The organism is Synechococcus sp. N26 (assembly GCF_900473975.1).
Classification (GTDB): Bacteria; Cyanobacteriota; Cyanobacteriia; order PCC-6307; family Cyanobiaceae; genus Parasynechococcus.
Genome location: NZ_UCNM01000010.1, coordinates 143,961 through 164,340 on the forward strand (window position 1 = coordinate 143,961; position 20,380 = coordinate 164,340).

Below are 20,380 nucleotides of genomic sequence, written 5' to 3' on the forward strand. Positions count from 1 at the left end.
ACGGAACCCTGCGACTTCGCAGAATGGACTGATGGTGAACGCCCGCCTGCACCCAAGAACGATTGAGGCCGTCAAGGAACGGGCCGACATCGTTGATGTGGTGGGCGAGCACGTGGTGCTCAAGAAGAAGGGACGGGAATTCGTCGGGATCTGTCCGTTCCATGACGACAGCAAACCGTCGATGACTGTGTCGCCCGCCAAGCAGTTCTACTACTGCTTCTCCTGTGGTGCTGGCGGCAACTCCATCAAGTTCCTGATGGAGTTCCAGCGCCAGAGTTTCAGCGATGTGGTGCTGGATCTTGCGCGGCGTTATCAGCTGCCGATCGAGACGGTGGATGGTCCGCAGCAGGAACGGCTGCGCCAACAGTTGTCCCGCAGGGACAAGCTGCAGCGGGCCCTGGCCCTAGCCGCCGGTTGGTTTCGCAGCCAGTTGATGGCGCCTGCTGGCGCAGAGGCCCTCAAGTACCTCAGTGAGGCCAGAGGGTTGAGTCCCGCCACCCAGGAGACCTTTCAACTCGGCTATGCGCCGGATCAGTGGGATGGTCTGCTGAAGCATCTTCAGCAAGTTGAGGGGCTGGCGCCTGAGCTTCTCGAGGCTGCTGGGCTGGTGGTTCCCCGCAAGGGGGGCAACGGTTTCTATGACCGCTTCCGCCATCGGGTCATGGTGCCGATCCATGACCGTCAGGGCCGGGTGATCGGTTTCGGGGGACGCAGCCTTGATGGCAGTGAACCGAAATACCTCAACTCCCCCGAGACCGAAGTGTTCGAGAAGGGGAAGCATCTGTTCGGTCTCGACAAGGCCTCCAATGCCATCCGCAAGGACGACAGAGCGGTGGTGGTGGAGGGCTATTTCGATGTGATTGCCCTGCATGCTGCCGGCATCACCAACGCTGTGGCCTCCCTCGGCACGGCCCTGAGCAGTCAGCAGATCACCCAGTTGTGCCGCGTCAGCGACAGCAAGCGGATCGTTCTGAATTTCGACGCCGACGGTGCCGGTGTCCGTGCAGCCAATCGAGCCATTGGCGAGGTGGAGCAGCTGGCGATGCAGGGCCAGCTGGAGCTGCGGGTTCTGCACCTTCCTTCAGGCAAGGACCCCGATGAGTTCCTCAAACAGAACGGGGCCGGCGATTACCGCGCCCTGCTCGATCAGGCCCCCCTCTGGCTGGATTGGCAGATCGAGCAGGTGCTGGAGGAGCGCGATCTCAGCCGGGCCGACCAGTTCCAACAGGCGGTTACGGCCCTGGTGGGGCTGCTGGGCAAGCTGCCCCAGTCCGCCGTGCGCACCCACTACCTCCAACGGGTGGCCGAGCGCCTCAGTGGTGGCCAGGGACGCCTGGCGCTTCAGCTCGAGGACGACCTGCGGCAGCAGGTGAAGGGCCAGCGTTGGCATGGGCGCTCCAGCCGTCACGAACAGCCCGGTGAATCCGGACAGCGGGAGCGTTGTGAGGCCGATCTGCTGCGGCTGTATCTGCATTGCCCCCGACATCGGGCCACGATTCGCCAGGAACTGCGCAAACGCGAACTGGAGGATTTCGCCATTCCCCATCATCGCCATCTCTGGGCGGCCATTACTGATCTTGAGGAGACCAACCTGGGTGAGGGGCGCATGGAGTCGATCAGCCGTTGCGACGACGACGGCGAGGGTCTGGATCTCATCGATCTGCCCCGCTTGCTCACCGATCAGCTCTTGCTGGAGAGCAGTGCGCTGGTGTCCCGCCTGACGCCCCTTTTGGAGCCAGGTGAATTGCAGCGTGTTGCCCTGGCGGAGCCCCTGGAGCAGCTGCGGGGTATTGCTGCCCTGCTGGAGCGTCAGAAAAGCTTGAAGCGCTGCCGGCACCTGTTGGAGGCCTGGGGTAGCCAGCGTCTCCAAACCCTGGAATCCTGCATCGCTGTTCTGATTGATCAGGAGGCTTCGTCAGATCAGGCCTCCGTGGACATGGAGGTGCGGATTCAGGCCCTCTTCGATGACCTCAACCGTGATGCGCTGCGCTACCAGGAGCTGTATTACACCGAGCGAAAACACATCGGCCATCTGGATCAGCAACGTTGTGCCAGCTACACCGTTCCCCCGGCTGCCTGAGCCATGGGCCGGTGGTCTGGGCAAACTGCATCAGGATCTGTTCCTCGAGTTGAAGATGTCTGAATTCTTCGAAGCGATCTGGCACGGTGAGGGCGTCGGCGACGGCGGTGATCTGGAGGAAGCGCTGCAGGCCTACGTCGCGGTGAAGCCGGAGGAGGGGGATTGGGTTGAGGCTTGCGCCGCCGAGGGGGCCGACCCTGTGATCGAGCGCTTCGCCTCGTTTGACGCCTACCTCGACAACGCTGATCCGCTTGAGCGCATTGCCGTCACCCCGCAGATGATCAGCGAAGCCCTTGCGTTGTTGCCGTCCTGATGACTGATTCGCAGCTGGATTTCGCCGCGCTCGATCCGGTCAACCACCTCTGGCCGGCCTTTGTGGAGCGTCTGGGTTCCGAGAAGGCTCAGCGGGCTGTTCGTCAGGCGCTGGATCTGCAGGGCATGCGAGGGCACCAGGGCACCCTGCCGGTGCTGTTCACTGAAACCGGAGGACTGGCGTTGGCCAGCACCGATCTGGTGCGGGAGCAGACGGGTCTTAACGCCCACGGCGAGCGGATGGTCTTGCTGCTCAGCACCCGTGAGCAGGTCATCCAGTTGCTGCAGGAGGTTTGAGGCCTAGATCAACGCTGTGGGTCAGGCCTTCACCACCGGTAGATCCTGCAGACGGGTGGTGGCGGCGCGGCTGAGTTGCTCACGCCGCATCAACCAGCTGGGCTGCAGTCCGCAACCGGCCCATTGCAGGTTTCCACGCCCGTAACGCCGATTGATCCGGTCGATGGTCTGCATCAGGCACTCCCGTTTCTGCTGCTGCTCCTCACTCATCGGCACCATCAGATGGGTCTGCAGGATGTCGTGGCTCTGCAGGTGCTGCATCAGCACGCCGGCCTTGGCCAGTGGACGGTGGGGGCGAAAGATCCGTGCCACCAAGGGCCGTGCCGCCTCCAGCAGCACGGCTGTGTCATTGCTCGGTAGGTCCAGCTGCGTGCTGGCGGCTTGGCTGTAAAACCCAGGAGCGAACGGGCTGGTGCGGGTGTAGATGGTGAGCGCTGCTGCCCGTTGCCGTTGCCTGCGCAATTTCTCGGCGGCGCGCACCACATAGGTGGCGATGGCCTGGTGCAGCTCCTCCTGGCTGGTGATGGGGCGACTGAAGCTGCGGCTCACGCAGGTTTCTTGCTTCGGTGCTGGTGCCAGCTCCAGCGGCAGGCAGGCATGGCCCCGCAGCTCCTGTTGCAGCCGCAGACCCACCACGCCGCATTTGGCGCGCAGTTCACCGCTCGGCATGTCCCGGAGGTGTCGTGCGTTGCTGACGCCCCGCAGGCGACACCAATGGGCCAGTTGTCGACCGATTCCCCAGACATCCTCGATCGCAATGGTTTCCAGCCAGCGATCGGGGTTGTCGCACTGGCCGAGGTCGAACATCCCGGCATGGTCTGGGGTCTGTTTGGCCAGGCGATTGGCCAGCTTGGCCTGGGCCTTGCTGGCCCCTAAGCCGATGGCGATCGGTAGGCCAAGGTTCTGCCGTGCCCGTGCCCGCAGCTGGCGGGCCCAACCCTGCAGGTCGCCATCGCGGGGACGACGAATTCTCCCGAAGGCCTCGTCAATCGAATACACCTCCAGCTCTTCACAGTGGGCCTCCAGCAGGCTCATCATCCGCTGGCTCATGTCGGCATAAAGGGCGTAGTTCGAACTGCGCACCACCACGTTGTGCCGTTCCAGCTCCCGGCGCGCCTTGAAGTACGGCGTCCCCATGCGGATGCCGAGGGCACGGGCTTCGGCACTGCGCGCAACGATGCAGCCGTCGTTGTTGGACAGCACCACCACGGGGTGACCGAACAGAGCCGGATCCAGGCTCTGTTCGCAGGAGGCATAGAAGTTGTTTCCATCGATCAGGGCCGTGGCCTGAGGCATGGCGATGTCGCTTCAGAGCGGATGGATCACGTGGATGGCGACACCCCAGATCTGCACTTCGCCGCAGCGGTGAAGCTCCAGTGGCGGATAGTCCGGATGGGCGGCTTCCAGGCGCAACCGGCCGTGATGACGCATCAGGCGTTTGAGGGTGAAGGCACCGTCGAGCACCGCCACAACCACCTGGCCCGGACGCGGGTCGAGGCTGCGATCGACCACCAGAAGATCGCCGTCGTGGATGCCGGCGTCGGTCATCGATTCGCCGCTCACATGCAGGAAAAAGGTGCTGGTGGGATGCCGGATCAGCTGTTCATTGAGGTCGATCCCCACGTCGATGTAGTCATCGGCGGGGGACGGGAAGCCTGCGGCGACCCGTTCCCCGGCTAGGGGCAGCGTGAGCCGACTGCGCTTGGGCTGCAGGGGAAGCGGTCTGTGTTGGAGCTCCACGGCAGCAGCGACAACTGGTTAAATAGTACGCATGTACTGCTCATTGTGGGGAGGATCCGGTGAGGATGGTGGCCTTCGACATCTGGTGTTGGCTGACTCCCCTTACCTCGTGGCCATGGCGCTGATCGATCAGCAGGGCCGGCGCGCCCTGCCCCTGGGGGGACGGTCTCAGAAAGAGGTGGCTCAGCAGGGTGAGGCCCCGGAGGCGTTGGGCCATGCACTGGTGCTGGAGCTGTTGCTGCGGGTGTGGCAGCGCAGTGATCAGGGTGCGCTGCAGCGTGCGGCTGGAGCCGACAGCCTGCTGCTGGTGGAGCTGCCGATGGAACGACTGCCGGAGGACGTGCCCAGGCTCAAGGCGGACTGGTTGAACACGGGGGATACGGCCGCGTTCAAAGCGGCATTGCAGGCTTTCTCCCCGCGGGCCTGGACGGTTTCGATCGAAAAATTCAAGCCGGTGGTTCTGCAGCCGTTGTGGTGAGGGGTGCTTGCTCCCAGATGTTCACGGCCACGGAATAGCGCTCGCCTTCGAACGGGTTGATCCGGTGCAGGATGCCTGGGGAGAACAGCACCAGACGGTTCACCACCGGTGGGATCGAGATCACCGAGCGGAATGTGGATAACGGCCCCTGGTATCCGTTCTCGATCGGAGGGCTATCGGCCACCAGCAGTTCGCCGCCAGCGCAGCTCACGTGGAGGTAAAACACGGTGGACAGCAACGGAAGCAGGAAACGGCCGCTGCGTCGACCTTCCAGCTCGTCCTTGTCGATGTGCTAGTCGAGATCGTTGTTGGTGTTGCACCACCACTCGACTCCGGCCCGCTGGGGTGCGAACGGTGTTGCCAGAGGGAGCAGGGCCTCGTCGAGGTAGTGATCGACGACGGCTTGCTGAGCGGCTGCGTGAATCGAGCGGGGAGAACCGGTTTCGGGTCGCCAGCTGAATTGAGCATCACCGTCGTGTTCCTCCTTGAGTCGCCCGTGGATGTCACAGAGGTCGCGTAGGTCCTGAAGGGCGCTGGCGGGCAGAAGGTTGTCGATGATGTGCAGCATGGTCGTGGCTGAGAGATCAGCGGCCATCGCCGAACCCTAGGCACGGTGATAAGGGCTGCCTTGAACAATCGCCTGGGCTCGGAACAGTTGTTCCACGAGCATCAGCCGCGCCAGTTCGTGGGGGAAGGTCATCGGTGAAAGGCTCAGGCGCCATTGGGCCTGTGCCTTGAGCTCAGCCGTCAGACCGTCGGCCCCACCGATCACGAAGGCCAGCCGTTGGTTGCCGAATTGCTCGAGACGTCGCGCGAAGGGAATCGACGCCAAGGTGTCGCCCTGTTCCATCAGTGCAATGAGGGTTTCGTCGGGTCGCAGGGCCGCTCTGATGGCATCGGCTTCCTTATCTGGATTGCTGTCGCGCAGTTCGCTGATGGTCAACCCAGGCAGGCGTTTGAGGTAGAGGTCAATGCCGTCCTGAATCCAGCAACGACGCACTTTGCCCACCGCAAGAATCCGGCAACGGGCCGGGTTCAAACGTCATCTCCCTCATCCTCGAGCAGCAGCTGCCCGAAAGCCACGTAGAGGCTTTCCTCCTCGCTGCCCGGGTCCACCTTCGGCCGTTTCGGCTGGGTGTTTTTTCCCGGTCCGGGCTGGCTGCGCGCTGGTGCGGCAAGGGCTGGGGTGGTGTCGTTGTTGTTGAACGGCGATGGTTGAGCCGATGGTTTGCGTTGGGCCTCCAACTGTTTGAGGCGGTCCATGAGGTGCTCAGGAACGGTGCCGTCCTGGCTGGCCTTCATCAGTTCCCGGAAGAGCTCCTCGGGGTTCTTCTCCGTTTCAACGCGATGGCGCACTTGGCTGGCTTTGGGAGCTGACGCAGGCTTCTCCGGTTCCGGCAGGCGTGCAGGGAGTTGACGCCCCAACTCACGCAGGCGCTCGAGGCTGCGGGGATCAAAACTCATGGTTCAGGCGCAACCGAGACTTTCACGGGTGCTGCGGCCCGTGACGGAATTCGTTCCGTCGGCAACGGCGCAGAGGCTTTTGAGTTGGTCCCCGCGCATGGGAACGTCGGTGAAGTCGGCCCCCGTGATCAACACATCGCTGAAGCGGGTGTTGAAGGCAAAAGCCCCCTCCAGCACCGCATCCTCAAGGTTGGTGCCTGTCATCACAGCGGCGTCCAGGGTGGCTTCGCGCAGGTCGGTGCCGCTGAGGTCGGCATCCTGCAGCTTGGCGCCGTAGAGGCTGGCTCCCCGCAGATCAGACCCGGACAGGTTGGCTTCGCGCAGGTTGCTGAGGTTGAAGGTGGCCCCCCGCAGGTCCTTGTTGGAATAGTCGGCACCGATCAGCACCTGTTTGGCCACATCCATCGCGGCGTGGGCCGGAGCCGGCATCAGCCACTGGCATGTGAACACCACCAGAGAGATCAGTACGGCCGTGAAGCGTCTGCCCATGATCGGAACCATCACCGCCGAACCCTAGAACCGTTCCAGGGGGGAATGGTTTGAACCAAGACGTAAGGTTTCAAGCCGGTGGGGTCTCAATGCAGCGGTGGCTGGGCGGAGCAGCAGGCCTTGCAGCAGCTAGAAGCGCAGGGATGGCGGTTGCTGGGCCGCAACTGGCACTGCCGCTGGGGCGGGCTCGATCTGGTGCTGGAGCGGCAGCAGCAGCTGCTGGTGGTGGAGGTGAAGGGCCGTCGCACGGGGCATCGGGACCGCCATGGCCTTGATGCCTTCCATTCCGCCAAACGGCGCCGCATGGCCCGCGCCATCAGTTGCTGGAGAGCTGGGCATCCGGCGTCAGCTCAGCAGCTGCTCCGGGTCAAGCTGGCTCTTGTTCCCTTGATGACGTCCCGCCGAACGATTCGCTGGATTGATGTGGAGCGGCTGTGCTGATGCACAGTTGACCCATGGGTTTCTCCGGACATCACGCCCGCAAGCGTTTCGGTCAGCACTGGTTGCGGGACGAATCCGTGCTGCAACGAATCATCGAGGCTGCTGACCTGCAGTCCACCGATCGGGTGCTGGAGGTGGGGCCAGGTCGCGGGGCGTTAACCGAGCGTCTGCTGGCCGCGGGGCTGAAGGCGGTGCATGCGATTGAGCTCGACCGCGATCTGGTGGATGGTCTTCAGGAACGTTTTGAAGCTCAGCCTGGGTTCAGCCTCCATCAGGGCGATGTTCTTGAAGCCCCACTGGAATTGAGTGATGGCCGCATCGCCGACAAGGTGGTGGCCAACATTCCGTACAACATCACTGGCCCACTGCTGGAGCGGTTGGTGGGCCGACTGGACCGGCCGGTGGATCCGCCCTACCAACGGCTTGTGTTGCTGGTGCAGAAGGAAGTCGCGGAGCGGATTCGTGCCCGACCCGGCCACAGCAGTTTCAGTGCCCTGAGTGTGCGCATGCAGCTGCTGGCCCGGTGCCGTTCGGTGTGTCCGGTGCCACCACGGTGTTTTCAGCCACCACCAAAGGTGCAATCGGAAGTGATCTGCCTGGAGCCCTTGCCGGCCGCGGAGCGGGTGGAGCCGGCTCTGGCCGCTCGGGTGGAATCGCTGCTGAAGCAGGCGTTCCTGGCCCGGCGCAAGATGTTGCGCAACACCCTGGCGGGTGTGGCTGAGCCAGACCGCTTGAAGGAGCTGGCGGCCTCCGCGGGTTTCAGCCTGCAGCAACGCCCCCAGGAACTCGCGCCCGCCACCTGGGTCGCCCTGGCCAGGGGTTTGAATCGGGGCGACTGAACAACCACCATGATCACGGTGACGGCCCCGGCTAAAGTCAACCTGCACCTGGAGGTCCTGGGGCTGCGATCGGACGGTTTCCATGAGCTGGCCATGGTGATGCAGAGCATCGAACTGGCGGATCGCCTGAGCTTTCAGAACACCGCTGATGCACAACTCAGCCTCACCTGCGATGACGCCAGCCTCAGCGTCGGCGACGACAACCTGATCCTCCGGGCGGCTCAGTTGCTGCGGGACCGTTCGGGTTTCAGTGAATTGGGGGCGTCCATTCATCTCGAGAAGCGCATCCCCATCGGTGCTGGCCTGGCTGGTGGCTCCAGCGACGGCGCCGCGGCATTGGTTGGTCTGAATGCTCTGTGGGGCTTGGGCCACAGCCCCGCGGATCTTGAGCGAATGGCCGCTGAGCTCGGTTCAGACATGCCCTTCTGTGTGGCCGGAGGATGTCAGCTCTGTTTCGGGCGAGGCGAACAACTGGAAGCAGTGCCACCAACGCCTCAACCCCTGGCTGTGCTCTTGGTCAAAGACCCCACGGTGAGCGTTTCAACGCCCTGGGCCTACAAGCGTTGCCGTGAGCTCAATCAATCCCACTACCTCGCTGACGAGGCGGCTTTTGAACAACGACGGCAAGCCTTGCGCAGCGTTGATTGGCTCCAGCCATTGCGCAGCGAGCTGCCACCTCCCCTGCGCAATGACCTGCAGGAGGTGGTTGCTTCTGAAACAGCTGCGGTGCGTTCAGCGCTCGATCTGTTGAACAGCGTTCCCGAAAGCCTGGCGGTGGCCATGAGTGGTTCTGGACCCAGTTGTTTCGCGCTGTTTTCCGATCTGGCGTCATGCCGCCAGGCGCAGGATCAGCTCACTCCCCAGCTGGACCGCGCCGGCCTGAAGGCCTGGTCTTGCTCCCTTCGCAGCGATGGCGTGAGGATCGAGGCATGACTGATGTCCCCACACCAGAGAGCCCCGAACCACAGGATCCGCGCAAAGGTCCGCTGAGTTTTCTTTCCGGAGCGCTGACGGCCGGGCTGTTGGCCTGGCTGGCCCTGGGCCTGAGTCGGCGGATGGTGGTGTATTTCGCCGTTAATCCCCCGCACTACAGCTCGCCGATTGCCCAGAACATCGCCGTCACCCTGAAGACCCTTCTGGTGGGTTTGTCCTTCCTGGCCACCTTCAGCACAGGTTTTGTGGCCCTTGGCCTGACCCTGGTGTTTCTTCGCAGTCTCTTTACGGCTCGCGATCAGAACCCTGCCTAGCGTCCGTTCATTGCCAGGGTTTGGATGACGCCCCACGACCTCGGCCAGCTGGCGTTGCTGCTGTCTCCGGCCATGCTGCTTTCCGTTTTGTTGTTGTTCACCTTCGCGGCGGGCGGTTGACCCTGCGCTGACTGAGATAGCTTGGCCTCACCACCCGGATTGGCCGGGATCACTGTGACGCCGTGGCAGGAACACTTCTCTTCAACGCCCTCCGGGAAGCCATCGACGAGGAGATGGGGAGAGACCCCCACGTCTGCGTGATGGGGGAGGACGTCGGTCACTACGGCGGTAGTTACAAGGTCACCAAGGATCTGGCGGAGAAATACGGCGATCTCAGGGTGCTCGATACCCCGATTGCTGAGAACGGCTTCACCGGAATGGCGGTTGGTGCCGCGATGACCGGTCTCCGGCCGATCGTTGAGGGCATGAACATGGGCTTCCTGCTCCTGGCCTTCAACCAGATCTCCAACAACATGGGGATGCTCCGCTATACAAGCGGCGGCAACTTCACCATTCCCACCGTGGTGCGCGGCCCCGGAGGTGTGGGTCGTCAGCTTGGCGCTGAGCACAGCCAACGGCTCGAGGCCTACTTCCATGCCGTCCCCGGCATCAAGATCGTGGCCTGCAGCACGCCCACCAATGCCAAAGGCCTGATGAAGGCCGCGATTCGCGACAACAACCCCGTGCTCTTCTTCGAGCACGTTCTGCTCTACAACCTCAGCGAGGAGCTCCCCGAAGGCGACTACACCTGTGCCCTCGACCAGGCGGATCTGGTGAAGGAAGGCACCGATGTGACGATCCTCACCTACTCCCGGATGCGTCATCACTGTCTCAAGGCTGTGGAGCAACTGGAGGCAGAGGGGGTGAGCGTTGAGCTGATCGATCTGATCAGCCTCAAGCCCTTCGACATGGAGACGATCAGCCGCTCCATCCGCAAGACCAACAAAGTGATCGTGGTGGAGGAATGCATGAAGACCGGCGGCATCGGGGCCGAGTTGATTGCGCTGATCACCGAACAGTGCTTCGACGATCTGGATGCCCGGCCTGTGCGTCTTTCCAGTCAGGACATCCCCACCCCCTACAACGGTTCTCTCGAGAACCTCACGATCATTCAGCCGCATCAGATCGTTGAGGCGGCGCAGGCGTTGGTCAACAAGGGCATCTGACGTTGATGGCGCGTTATCAGGGTTGGTTTGCCCTTGTTCTTGCCCTGGCGATCGCCGCCGGGATGTTTTTGGTTCGGACGCCGCTGGAACTGGGCCTCGATCTGCGGGGCGGCAGTCAGCTCACCGTTGAGGTGAAGCCAGCCGGAGAAATCACCCGGGTTGGTGCCGAAGAGATGGAAGCGGTGAAAGCCGTGCTCGATCGTCGGGTCAACGGTCTTGGTGTGGCTGAGTCCACCCTTCAGACGGTGGGTGAGTCGCAGCTCGTGCTGCAGCTCCCAGGTGAGCAGGATCCCACCGCTGCTGCGCGGGTTCTCGGCGACACAGCCCTGTTGGAGTTTCGTGCCCAAAAGGCCGACACCGAAGCAGAGTTCCGAGGCCTGAGGCAGCTCCGTTCCCAGGTGGAAGCGATCCTCAGGTTGCGTGAAGATCAGATCCGCCGTGGTGAGACCCCGGAGCCTCTGGATCTGGCTCAGCTGAAGTCAACCCAGCAGACTCTGGGTCTGGATGGGCAGGCCAGCTCGGAAGAGGAGCAGCTCCGCCAGCTTCTGAACAAGGTTGATTCCGATCTGCTCACGATGCTTGAGCCGGCAGCCCTGACGGGCAAGCAGCTGGTGACGGCAGGCCGCCAACCGCTCCAGAACAACCCGAACAGCTGGGAGGTGACCCTCAATTTCGATGGTGAGGGTGCTGAGGCCTTCGCTGACCTCACCAAATCGATTGCCGGTACCGACCGGTTGCTGGCAATCACTCTGGATGATCAGCTGATCAGTGCCGCCAGCGTTGGCCCCCAGTTCAAAAGTGCTGGAATCTCTGGTGGTGCAGCCACTATCAGTGGCAATTTCAGTGCGGAAACGGCCCGTGAGCTCGAGGTGAAGCTCCGCGGCGGCTCCCTGCCCCTCCCCGTTGAAGTGATCGAGGTCCGCACCATCGGGCCCACGCTCGGAGCAGAGAACATCCGCCGCAGCCTTGTGGCCGCCCTCTCGGGCCTGGCTCTGGTGGCGGTGTTCATGGTGGTGGCCTATCGGCTGCCAGGGGCGGTGGCTGTAATGGCCCTCAGCCTCTATGCCCTGTTCAACCTGGCGGTTTACGCCTTGATTCCGGTCACCCTCACCCTGCCGGGAATCGCTGGTTTCATCCTCTCGATCGGCATGGCCGTGGATGCGAATGTGCTGATCTTTGAACGGATCAAGGACGAATTGCGGCGGGGCAACACCTTGATCCGCTCGATCGATACAGGCTTCTCCGAGGCCTTTTCATCGATCGTCGATGGTCACCTGACCACGCTGATCAGTTGTGCAGCTCTCTTCTTCCTTGGCACCGGCCTGGTCAAGGGCTTTGCCGCGACCCTGGGCATTGGTGTTCTGCTGAGTTTGTTCACGGCCCTGACCTGCACCCGCACCCTGCTTCGTTTCCTGATGGGCTACGCCGGTCTGCGTCGTGCCAGCAACTTTCTGCCCACCGGGCAACTTCCTTCCACCACCGGGCAACTTCCTTCCCCCACCGCCTGAACCATGACTGAAGCATCGTCATCGGCACAAGCGGCCACGGTCCTCAGATTGCGCTGGTCCCTCAGCAGCATGCGCCGCAAGGTGTGGCTCGTTTCTGGTCTGGTGGTTCTGATCAGCCTGTTGGGCCTGGTGCTCAGCTGGTTGGATCCTGCGATTCGTGCTCCTCTCCGTCCCGGCCTGGATTTCACCGGTGGCACGCAGATTCAACTGGAGCGTCGCTGTGATGACGCCTGCGCCGAGCTCAAGGCGATTCAGGTCTCGGATGTGATCCGCAGCCTGGAGCTGCCCCAGGAGGAGGGTCAACCTCTCCCCAACTTGGGCGCTCCCCGGGTTCAGCTTCTGGATGGCGGTCAGTCGTTGTTGCTGCGCCTGCCAACGTTGTCGGCTGCCCAGGGCCAAGCGGTGATTGAGGCGGTTGAACCCGTTGCAGGGCCATTCCTCTCCGGTGGTCAATCGGTCGACACGATCGGGCCGAGCCTGGGCAAACAATTGCTGCGCAGCAGTCTGATTTCTCTGTTGGTGGCCTTCAGTGGTATTGCGGCCTACATCAGCTTCCGCTACGACCGCCGCTACGCGTTTCTCGCTCTGGTGGCGCTGGCCCATGACGTGGCGATCGTCTGTGGAGTTTTTGCCTGGCTCGGGGTTGTGCTTCAGCTGGAGGTGGACAGCCTCTTTGCGGTTTCATTGCTGACCATTGCTGGTTATTCGGTCAACGACACGGTGGTGGTCTTTGATCGCATCCGTGAACGCAGCAAGGATGCTGCCGACCTGCCGCTTTCAGTGCAGGTGGATCAAGCGGTGTCCGCCACCCTGACCCGCACGCTCAACACCAGCGGAACCACCCTGCTGCCTCTCTTGGCGCTCGTTTTTTTCGGTGGAGCAACCCTGTATTGGTTTGCCATCGCCCTCGCCCTCGGGGTTGTTGTTGGCTCCTGGTCGAGCATCGCCCTGGCGCCCTCATTGCTCACGCTGTGGGACCGCTCCCTTGAGTAAATCTAGCGGTAATTCAGAGCGGAGACGCCGTGCTGTTTCGGCCCGTTGGTTTCCAATTCTGTTGATCCTGCTGGCTCTGGCTGATCTGCGCACCGAAGTTCTGCTGCTCAGTGATCAGTTCACGATCACAGGGCTTGGTTATGCCATTCGGCATCATCAGCTTGCTGTGGTGGTCTTGCTGGGTTCCGGCTCTCTCTGGCGTCGTTTCGGTTAGCGCTTGGGGCCGTTGCCGAATTCCCGCCAGATCGAATCCCAGGTGCGTTGTTTCACCTCGGCGTTCCACTGCCCCTGGCTGTGGGTTGAGGCCCACCACGATTCGAACAGATCGTGGGCTTCCTCTTGCAGCAAATCGGGGTCAAGATTCTCGCGAACCAGCTGCATCACGGCCTGCCTCAGTTCCTCGTAACGGGAGAAATTGAAGATGACGTCCAAGCCCGTTCGTCTCAAGACCTCTTGGACACACTATTGGATTGAAGGGCGTGGAGGTGGCTGTTTCGGTATCGCTATGAACGTCAGTTCTTGGGAAGCCTGAGCTACGACACATTTGGTTGCTCAGGTTCCATGGAGTTGAATCCTGGTCTCAGCGAGGTGGTCTTCGGCTTGCGTGCTGAGGTTGAGGCTCTGAAGACGCGCTTGAACAAGATTGAGCGTGGTCAAGAGGTGGCGGTCTCTGCGGCCTATTGGCAGGCGGTTGAGCGTGAGCGTGATTCGAGCGAAAAAAAGAAACGTCACCTGCTCTGATGTGGCCGAAAAAAATGGGACCCTCTCCCAAGAGTCCCAAGGCTCGACGCGTCGTTCTCACGACTACGTAAAAATACGCATGCAGGTCGTGTCTCAGGTGTGACCCTTGCTACCGGATGTACGTGCGGATACAGGCCTCATGGCTGGGTTTATGCCCAGCGGTCCACGAGCTGCCTAGTGTTAATAATGACTCTTGGCGAAAGTGTGGCCAATAGTGTGGCCACAGCCTAGGTTTTCGGCCTTAGCCGCACTCGCGTCTGAGTCTTCTCGCATTCTTCCTGTGACCGTTCGCGACGCCTTTCATGCGCATGGCGTTCGTTACCTCTCCGTTTTCCTCCTGCAAGACCGCAATGGCGTCGTATTGCGCAGCAGCCATTTCCAAGCCCGCGTTAATCGTCTCGGCTTTGGCGCATACATCCCCAGAAGCAGCTGCGTTTATCAACAACGCTTCCGCTTCGCATACTAGTTCCAAGGCTTGCTGAGCGAGCACGTCGCCCACCTGCTGTGGTGTTGGCTCTGCTGGCTCAGCTGGCTTACAGGCAGCCAGCAACAGCAGCGGTAGCAGTAGGAGTTGTCTCATTGCCCTTTCCTAAACGTCATAAACCTTCCGTCCTTTGCTGTTGATCCGATAGCGACCTACCCTGGGGACAGTGAAGACCTGGTCTGGGTTGTAGCCCTGTTTTGGCTTTGCTCTCGGATACCAAGACCATCCGTTTTTCCTTCGGTTGTAGCTCTGAACGTTGAGCTTTCCGGCTTTCCAAAGCTCAGCACGCTTTTCTGGCGTGAGCCTTGAGATATCTTCCCACTCCTGCTCAGCCTCCTTTATGCGCTGACTCTGCTCTTCCGCAGATTTCCAAAATTCCGCTCTTATCTCGCTGGCTCTTCCACGCGCTTTTTTTCCGAGCTGCTTGAGGCCCAGCAACCGCAAGACGAAGCTGGCTATCGCGTACAGCTCAGCCAGAAAGAGCAAGGTTCCTGATCAGAGGAGTCTGTTTTAACCCGCCTCAAGAGCCCGGCCCATTTCATAACACTATCTAGCAGTAAATAAGGGCCACCTATGTGACCCCTACTCGCTGCGCTGAGCAACCAGCCCACCGTAAGAACAGGTTGTTTTTAGTTTACTCAAAAGAGCTATGCTATCTACAACAAAAAAGAAAGCTTTTCGTGCCTAAACGTCAGCTAACTATTCAGGCTGACCTGATCATCAACTGCCTTCGATGGGAAGCGTTGGTTGATCGTCAGCTTGATGCCTTTGATGTTGATAACGATGCACCTCATGTGCCGTCTACAGAACCCCTGAGCAACCCCCAAAGCCGGCGGAAGCCAGTCCATGTCAGCTGATTACAATCGATTGATGAGGCCATAAATCCACCAATTCGGCAATATTTCGCTAGACAAATACAAGGTTATAAGCTTAAGCCCCTCGCAGTTAATATTGCGTTGTTCCAGTAATTGTCTGGCCACAATTAATCTCTTTCGAAGAAAAAACCCCAAAGTAGAAAGTCAATAGGATATTTGAGATAAAAGTCCATTACAAGAGCAGGCTCCACATGGTCACATTCACTTCTAGAACCCTTATTTACTATTTTGTTTTGGCCTGCAATTAAACTTCGTTTGGAAATAATATCTGAGGATGCTAAAGACTCAAGATATGTTCCGAATCGTTCCTGGACTCCTACAACTGCAAATTCAGGGGCGCTGATGTAATTAAAAAACTGTTGACGCAAGTCGTCTCCGTGTAGAACTGTGCTTCTTACTATTTCCTGAAGCTTTTTATTTAAGCTGCATACCTCTTGAAATTTTCCGAAGGACAGGCGGTAAGTCTGACCAATTGAAAACTCTTCATTGACAACAGTGTTATCTGTTGTACATCTTACGATAAAATCAATAATAGAAGATACACTCGGATTTGCATACCGAAATGGTATGTCTTTATTTGCACTTTCAATCAAATCATCATATGCAAAATTAGTGTACGGACCTCTTATATGACGAACGTAGTGATGAAATCCATAATTAGGCCCCATTTTGCGAGCGTATCTAACACTAGAAATAATTCTAGATACTGGATGTCTCAGGCAAGTGAAGTTTTTAACCTCATCAAATAATGAGATCTCTTGATTCAATCGTTTATAGAAATCGCTGTGGTACGAATAGGGATCAAGCTCAAGGCATACAAGATCTGATGAAAAATCAACCTTATCAAAACCTGCAGTATCGTTAACTAAAGAAAATTTATCTTTGTATTCATTTTTTAATAGATGGCTAATAAATGATCCTGCATTTTTGGGTAGATGATGGTGAATTAAAAGAGTTCTCAATGATTGAGTAAAATAGTTCTAAAATGATTATACATTTCTGCTGCTTTGCCTGCTAGTACCCGCATAGACGCCCCCTGGGAGTTGGCGGGAAACGTTATATTTTGACCATCTGATCAACAAAAAGATTTATCATGTCTGTGCTCATGCTTTTCAAGTTTAACAAACTAAGTTGAGTTGCTTCAGTACTATGGATACATGACACAGTTACTCATTTGCAGGTTAGGTGGTATTTGTTTCTGCCAAAATTAACTCCATATTTTACCAAGTTTTAGATTAATTGATGATCTATATACGGTCGATTTCTTAGGTCTGTCTTCCTTCCGGATTCATATTTTACGACCTATTAATTAAAAGATTATTTGCCATTTTAAATTGCTGGATTACATGTAAGATTTTGCCACTTATTGTGTCAGTATATCACTAATCAATTGTATTTCAATGATCGAGTGTTAAGCCGGATAGAGATTTGATCTAGCCTTTCTTGCTGATCTAGAAGATTGCTAGACCCTGTATTGCTAGTCAACTCTAAATAATATAGCGATAATACACTGAAAGCCAACCCCAGGCAGTCACTTGCTTGTAATGGAGATCGTAGGCTACTAATATGTCTCTGCCTAGACAAATAATACCCAGGCTTCAAGTCAATCTCAACCAATAAAGAATATAAAATGCCATTGACAGTAACGTTAATGGCCGTCACTTGAGATGCTTGAAAAGGCTCAAGAGTGCTACCCTCTAAATTTTGACTTGATTCATTCGTAATGGAATATTCAACAAAAAATTGCGCTTCATAAGCTTATTGTGCTATCGTAAAAAAATCATTTTGCTTTAAAAATCAATTTTATTCTTTGATTCGATTTTGACTCGAGGTAATCTCAGTCATAAGCAAAATTATCTTGATTCATGATTTTGCTTTTATTTTTATTTCAGAGGGTGAGTAGTGATGAAATCATTTCACAATGTCTTGATTGACAATGCTGGCAGAATTTTTGATCAGGACTTGTTTGAACTTGATTTTCAAAATAGCAGGTCTAAGAATCTAAAAGCTGTAAATATGTCGAATGAAATTAAAATATCGCGGTCTAACAAGTCAGGTGCGTCCTTTATTTCGCATGTTGAATCATACTATGGTGGCATACTGTATCCTCATTATGGTCATTTCTTGCTTGAATCACTTTCAAGATTGTCAACTTATAATGGGGTCAATGAAATTATATGGTCCTCGGTAATGCAGGACAAGTTTACAAAGTATCAGTGGGACATCTTATCTTTTCTTCTGCCGAAAGGAACTTCCGTAAGGCTGATAACAAATCTTGCTTTTTTTGGTAAGATTAATATTGCTGATAGAGGTTTTATTATTACTAATAGATGTACGAAGACCCATCTTGAGTTTCTTCATAGGGTTGGGGAGAAAGTAGGCCTTAATAACGACTTCATGAATCAAAAGATTTGGATTACGCGGAGGGGTATTCGTAGCATCGAAAATGAACAACTTTTAGAAAGTGCACTTGTTAAACTTGGTTGGATAGTGGTAGATACCTCTCGGTTGCCTGTGGCCAAGCAGGTAGGAATTTTCACTAGCGCAAAGGTAATTGCCGGTGTAAGAGGAAGCGGTCTGCATACTGTTATATTTTCAAAACGAACTGATCTTAAGATGATCATTGTTGGAAGGCAAGAAGACCCAGCTTACGAAGCGAATCGAGATAACTACGATTTAATTAACTCTGCCATGAGGCTTTGCGTGACACGGATTAATGGTAATACAAATATTAGAGATGTTTCTCGAGCCAAATTTATTGCAGACCTGATAAATGCTTGTGTCGAGCGGGAGACAAGTCATGCCATGGACATCTAGTTGTATAGAGTAAATAGCTTTGGTAGTCCAATTTTATCTCTTGCTGCCAAATGAAAGTAAGGTGACGTGCACTTCGTTTGATATTCAGCCAATCTTCAATCCCTATGCGCTTGCAACCATATGAAATAGATTGATTCATTGTTTTGCTCTCCACCCCACCTCAATTATTGATATTGATTACTAGCTGTTATCAAGAATGATTGTGCTCTGACAATGGGTGGCTACAAGCTCGGATGCTGGGTTTCGTAGATTCTGGACACCCGTTGGAGAGATCTTGCGTCTATATGTCACAGCCTTTTTGTGTGCCTGGGTGTGATTGCCCGCTGCATCGCGTTCACTAAACTTCCCTTGTGGTGTTCTCCACCCTTCTGGAACATCAATTCCGTAACGGCTAACCCAGTCGTCCTCAAGCATCTCCGAGGCGACTGTTCTTAGGAACGCAACCAAATCAGCACCCTTGCCGACGGTGTACGGCTGGTTTGCAGCATTCTCAATTTCCTGAGCCATCACTGCCCGGATGAACTTGGTTGCCTCGGTGATTCCTTTGGCCATCTCAAGCCACTGCTTGCTTCATCTGCTGGAGCATTTCCGCCTCATCAGAGAATTTAGCAGCTGACTATTTGTTTAGACTTAATTAATGCTCAAAACATATATTGTCGCCAAAAAAACTTACATTGCACTCTGCCAGGTTCATTAGCTCTCCTCTATTAATTACTGCAAAGTCAAAAATTTCATTAGTTTCTTCCGTTCTGAACTTGTAAACACTATCCATGAAAGCGTTAACATCTTTGTCCTCCTTAAATCTTCGAAGAAGTCTTACGAAATTCATAAAAGATTGCTGCTCTCCCTCTTTTAAGTCTAAATCTTCTATGACGTAGCAAATAGACCAGGAGTGCATTATTGACAATGCAAGGAATGTGCCTATTTGGTGAGAAAGTAAATGAGATGCGTCATCAATAATCATGTCAAATGGAGCATCGCTAGTGACCTTAAGCAAATCCTTCATGTTAATTGCCGACCCTATCGTAAATTTTGACTTACATCTTTCTAAGTTAAAACGATCCTGGTGAGGATGATTTATGTCCATAGAGTATAACTTACACTTAGGCAGTCTCAGGCGCCATGCATGTGTAGAACCACCTAAAAATACACCTATTTCCAATATGCTCGATATTGCATTTCTTTTAAGTATATTTTCATACATGCAGCAGTGAATTTCGTATTTTAGGACGTATGTTTCTCTGGCAAGCATTGGGTTCAGCATATTTGTTATTTGGCTGTAATCCAATTGGGTTTCGTTGAATCTGTTAAGGTGCTCGGGCTTCAAGCTAAAAAGTTTCGCCATTTCGGAAAAAAGACGAGTGGAATTACTTTCTTGGTAGCAAGGCGGCAAGGACTCAATTGGAAATTTTATCTTGGAAACCTCTTTGTATAATTCAACAAGGTCTCGAGTTTTAACATATTCATCAATTATTCTATAAAGACTTGCATCGGATTTTTTAATTTCTGCTCTAAATTTGGGGTCACCGTAAAAATTAATGATACGGATGGGAAGCCCTTCTACTAATGAATTGAATATATAAGAGTAGACCAAGCTCATTTAGCTTTTGCGTTGCTACACGTAATTATAGCATTAAGATATTTAGCGCGGCAATTGCTAAATCTCAGCAACTTTTTTGTGCTTTATCATTAAATTGCTTTAAATGGTCGAGGACCTCTGCTTCCCAATTCTCATGTGGCCGCCAGCCGAAGACATAACAAAATCTGGAGATCCCAACGCCACTCGGGCTTGATTTTGCCGATGTCTATAAGGATCTAAGCATTGCTAAAGATATCGCCAGGGTTGTGCGACTTTTTGCAGTATTCACGGCGAAGTGCCTTGATTTCTTCGACCACATTGAAATGTTCACGCATTTACATCATCAACTGAACGCAGGCGGGAGATAGCCGCTTTCTGGGACTGCTGTTCTTGGGCAAGCCCTCGATGGTCTCGCGCATATGCCCAACCGAGTAAGGAAGGGACTGATCCAACTTGCGGAAAGGCGTCGCTCGGTCGGTCTGCCAGTAGCGATCTTTTTGCTGCCTTGGCTCGTCCTTGTTCTCTTCGAAGAACTGCGTTTTCAGCCGTTCGATGACGGAAGCGAAGGACTCCAGCTCATCGCTGCGTTGCCTTTTTTTGGGCTTATTCCATTTGCCCCAGTCGAAGTTTCTCCCCTGTCTCCATTGCTCAATGTCGGTGTTTAGGTCGATCGCCAGTGCCTCGGCTTCTCCAATGCCTTGCGCGGTGTATGCCACCTCGAGCTTTATGTATCTCTTCCTCGGTGGACCCTGAACCTCTTCCGGCATCGCAGGGACTGTGGCTCGAAGGTGCAGCGTCCGGTGTCGAGCACTTGTAACGACTACCCGAAC

The 20,380-nt window shown here is 55.9% G+C and carries 28 protein-coding genes; 14 read left to right on the forward strand and 14 right to left on the reverse strand.

The window, feature by feature from the left end:
• Positions 1-31 precede the first annotated feature (31 nt).
• From dnaG to DXY33_RS08475, 3 genes are read left to right on the forward strand one after another with little or no spacing between them, the layout of a single operon-like run.
• Positions 32-2,080 (forward strand): DNA primase, encoded by a 2,049-nt coding sequence (gene dnaG / locus DXY33_RS08465; protein ID WP_115132516.1) that lies wholly within the window; start codon positions 32-34, stop codon positions 2,078-2,080.
• 55 nt (positions 2,081-2,135) lie between these two features.
• On the forward strand, positions 2,136-2,393 hold the full coding sequence (locus tag DXY33_RS08470) for a hypothetical protein (protein ID WP_115132806.1): 258 nt from the start codon (positions 2,136-2,138) through the stop codon (positions 2,391-2,393).
• Positions 2,393-2,689 (forward strand): hypothetical protein, encoded by a 297-nt coding sequence (locus DXY33_RS08475; protein ID WP_006851716.1) that lies wholly within the window; start codon positions 2,393-2,395, stop codon positions 2,687-2,689. Before DXY33_RS08470 ends, DXY33_RS08475 begins: the two co-directional genes overlap by 1 nt.
• A gap of 21 nt (positions 2,690-2,710) precedes the next feature.
• Here the strand turns inward: DXY33_RS08475 and DXY33_RS08480 are convergent, their stop codons facing one another.
• Together DXY33_RS08480 and DXY33_RS08485 are read right to left on the reverse strand one after the other, a co-directional pair.
• A complete protein-coding gene (locus DXY33_RS08480) occupies positions 2,711-3,985 on the reverse strand; it encodes a Y-family DNA polymerase (RefSeq protein WP_115132517.1) in 1,275 nt (424 codons plus the stop codon).
• 12 nt (positions 3,986-3,997) lie between these two features.
• Positions 3,998-4,429, reverse strand: coding sequence for a LexA family transcriptional regulator (locus tag DXY33_RS08485; RefSeq protein ID WP_115132518.1), 432 nt, complete (start codon positions 4,427-4,429; stop codon positions 3,998-4,000).
• Positions 4,430-4,517: 88 nt separating this feature from the next.
• On the opposite strand from DXY33_RS08485, the gene DXY33_RS08490 reads away from it, so the two are divergent.
• On the forward strand, positions 4,518-4,907 hold the full coding sequence (locus tag DXY33_RS08490; RefSeq protein ID WP_244275963.1) for a hypothetical protein: 390 nt from the start codon (positions 4,518-4,520) through the stop codon (positions 4,905-4,907).
• Here the strand turns inward: DXY33_RS08490 and DXY33_RS12715 are convergent.
• From DXY33_RS12715 to DXY33_RS08515, 5 genes are read right to left on the reverse strand one after another with little or no spacing between them, the layout of a single operon-like run.
• On the reverse strand, positions 4,876-5,145 hold the full coding sequence (locus DXY33_RS12715) for a 2OG-Fe(II) oxygenase (RefSeq protein WP_244275964.1): 270 nt from the start codon (positions 5,143-5,145) through the stop codon (positions 4,876-4,878). The two genes, DXY33_RS08490 and DXY33_RS12715, sit on opposite strands and share 32 nt — an antisense overlap.
• 54 nt (positions 5,146-5,199) lie before the next feature.
• Complete coding sequence (locus DXY33_RS12720; protein WP_115132520.1) at positions 5,200-5,502, reverse strand: hypothetical protein; 303 nt, start codon at positions 5,500-5,502, stop codon at positions 5,200-5,202.
• 9 nt (positions 5,503-5,511) lie between these two features.
• Positions 5,512-5,946, reverse strand: coding sequence for a 23S rRNA (pseudouridine(1915)-N(3))-methyltransferase RlmH (locus DXY33_RS08505; RefSeq protein ID WP_115132521.1), 435 nt, complete (start codon positions 5,944-5,946; stop codon positions 5,512-5,514).
• Positions 5,943-6,371: a hypothetical protein gene (locus DXY33_RS08510; protein WP_114989032.1), complete on the reverse strand. Its 429-nt coding sequence runs from the start codon at positions 6,369-6,371 to the stop codon at positions 5,943-5,945. The genes DXY33_RS08505 and DXY33_RS08510 overlap by 4 nt, the downstream gene beginning before the upstream one ends.
• Before the next feature lie 3 nt (positions 6,372-6,374).
• Positions 6,375-6,860: a pentapeptide repeat-containing protein gene (locus DXY33_RS08515; protein WP_115009256.1), complete on the reverse strand. Its 486-nt coding sequence runs from the start codon at positions 6,858-6,860 to the stop codon at positions 6,375-6,377.
• A gap of 78 nt (positions 6,861-6,938) precedes the next feature.
• Here DXY33_RS08515 and DXY33_RS08520 point away from each other — a divergent pair, with 78 nt between their 5' ends.
• The 8 genes from DXY33_RS08520 to DXY33_RS08555 all read left to right on the forward strand — a co-directional run bounded on the left by DXY33_RS08520 (position 6,939) and on the right by DXY33_RS08555 (position 13,268).
• Positions 6,939-7,301: a YraN family protein gene (locus DXY33_RS08520; RefSeq protein ID WP_115132522.1), complete on the forward strand. Its 363-nt coding sequence runs from the start codon at positions 6,939-6,941 to the stop codon at positions 7,299-7,301.
• 14 nt (positions 7,302-7,315) lie between these two features.
• On the forward strand, positions 7,316-8,140 hold the full coding sequence (gene rsmA / locus DXY33_RS08525) for a 16S rRNA (adenine(1518)-N(6)/adenine(1519)-N(6))-dimethyltransferase RsmA (RefSeq protein WP_115132523.1): 825 nt from the start codon (positions 7,316-7,318) through the stop codon (positions 8,138-8,140).
• Positions 8,141-8,149: 9 nt separating this feature from the next.
• Positions 8,150-9,073: a 4-(cytidine 5'-diphospho)-2-C-methyl-D-erythritol kinase gene (ispE, locus tag DXY33_RS08530; protein ID WP_115132524.1), complete on the forward strand. Its 924-nt coding sequence runs from the start codon at positions 8,150-8,152 to the stop codon at positions 9,071-9,073.
• Entirely contained in the window at positions 9,070-9,387 is a 318-nt protein-coding gene (locus DXY33_RS08535) for a DUF3082 domain-containing protein (protein WP_006851863.1), read from the forward strand. Before ispE ends, DXY33_RS08535 begins: the two co-directional genes overlap by 4 nt.
• A gap of 182 nt (positions 9,388-9,569) precedes the next feature.
• Positions 9,570-10,553, forward strand: coding sequence for a pyruvate dehydrogenase complex E1 component subunit beta (locus DXY33_RS08540; protein ID WP_011364166.1), 984 nt, complete (start codon positions 9,570-9,572; stop codon positions 10,551-10,553).
• 5 nt (positions 10,554-10,558) lie between these two features.
• Positions 10,559-12,061: a protein translocase subunit SecD gene (gene secD / locus DXY33_RS08545; protein ID WP_115132808.1), complete on the forward strand. Its 1,503-nt coding sequence runs from the start codon at positions 10,559-10,561 to the stop codon at positions 12,059-12,061.
• 3 nt (positions 12,062-12,064) lie between these two features.
• Positions 12,065-13,054 carry a protein translocase subunit SecF gene (secF, locus tag DXY33_RS08550; RefSeq protein WP_115132525.1) on the forward strand — a complete coding sequence of 330 codons (990 nt, stop codon included), beginning with the start codon at positions 12,065-12,067 and terminating at the stop codon, positions 13,052-13,054.
• A complete protein-coding gene (locus tag DXY33_RS08555; protein ID WP_115132526.1) occupies positions 13,047-13,268 on the forward strand; it encodes a hypothetical protein in 222 nt (73 codons plus the stop codon). Before secF ends, DXY33_RS08555 begins: the two co-directional genes overlap by 8 nt.
• On the opposite strand, the gene DXY33_RS08560 is transcribed toward DXY33_RS08555, so the two are convergent.
• Positions 13,265-13,486: a hypothetical protein gene (locus tag DXY33_RS08560; RefSeq protein ID WP_006850715.1), complete on the reverse strand. Its 222-nt coding sequence runs from the start codon at positions 13,484-13,486 to the stop codon at positions 13,265-13,267. The two genes, DXY33_RS08555 and DXY33_RS08560, sit on opposite strands and share 4 nt — an antisense overlap.
• A 129-nt stretch (positions 13,487-13,615) precedes the next feature.
• Here DXY33_RS08560 and DXY33_RS08565 point away from each other — a divergent pair, with 129 nt between their 5' ends.
• A complete protein-coding gene (locus DXY33_RS08565; RefSeq protein ID WP_115132528.1) occupies positions 13,616-13,795 on the forward strand; it encodes a hypothetical protein in 180 nt (59 codons plus the stop codon).
• 241 nt (positions 13,796-14,036) lie between these two features.
• Here the strand turns inward: DXY33_RS08565 and DXY33_RS08570 are convergent, their stop codons facing one another.
• From DXY33_RS08570 to DXY33_RS12030, 3 genes are all read right to left on the reverse strand, one after another.
• A complete protein-coding gene (locus tag DXY33_RS08570; protein ID WP_115132529.1) occupies positions 14,037-14,294 on the reverse strand; it encodes a hypothetical protein in 258 nt (85 codons plus the stop codon).
• A gap of 90 nt (positions 14,295-14,384) precedes the next feature.
• Entirely contained in the window at positions 14,385-14,765 is a 381-nt protein-coding gene (locus tag DXY33_RS08575; RefSeq protein WP_115132530.1) for a hypothetical protein, read from the reverse strand.
• A 496-nt stretch (positions 14,766-15,261) separates the two neighbouring features.
• Positions 15,262-16,116: a hypothetical protein gene (locus tag DXY33_RS12030; protein WP_136975445.1), complete on the reverse strand. Its 855-nt coding sequence runs from the start codon at positions 16,114-16,116 to the stop codon at positions 15,262-15,264.
• A 943-nt stretch (positions 16,117-17,059) separates the two neighbouring features.
• Here DXY33_RS12030 and DXY33_RS08580 point away from each other — a divergent pair.
• Positions 17,060-17,971, forward strand: coding sequence for a glycosyltransferase 61 family protein (locus DXY33_RS08580; protein WP_115132531.1), 912 nt, complete (start codon positions 17,060-17,062; stop codon positions 17,969-17,971).
• Positions 17,972-18,151: 180 nt separating this feature from the next.
• Here DXY33_RS08580 and DXY33_RS08585 read toward each other — a convergent pair whose 3' ends face one another.
• From DXY33_RS08585 to DXY33_RS08595, 3 genes are all read right to left on the reverse strand, one after another.
• Entirely contained in the window at positions 18,152-18,523 is a 372-nt protein-coding gene (locus DXY33_RS08585; RefSeq protein ID WP_115132532.1) for a hypothetical protein, read from the reverse strand.
• Between the two features lie 82 nt (positions 18,524-18,605).
• Complete coding sequence (locus DXY33_RS12035) at positions 18,606-19,571, reverse strand: class I SAM-dependent methyltransferase (protein WP_136975446.1); 966 nt, start codon at positions 19,569-19,571, stop codon at positions 18,606-18,608.
• A 314-nt stretch (positions 19,572-19,885) separates the two neighbouring features.
• Entirely contained in the window at positions 19,886-20,317 is a 432-nt protein-coding gene (locus tag DXY33_RS08595; protein ID WP_115132534.1) for a hypothetical protein, read from the reverse strand.
• Positions 20,318-20,380 lie beyond the last annotated feature (63 nt).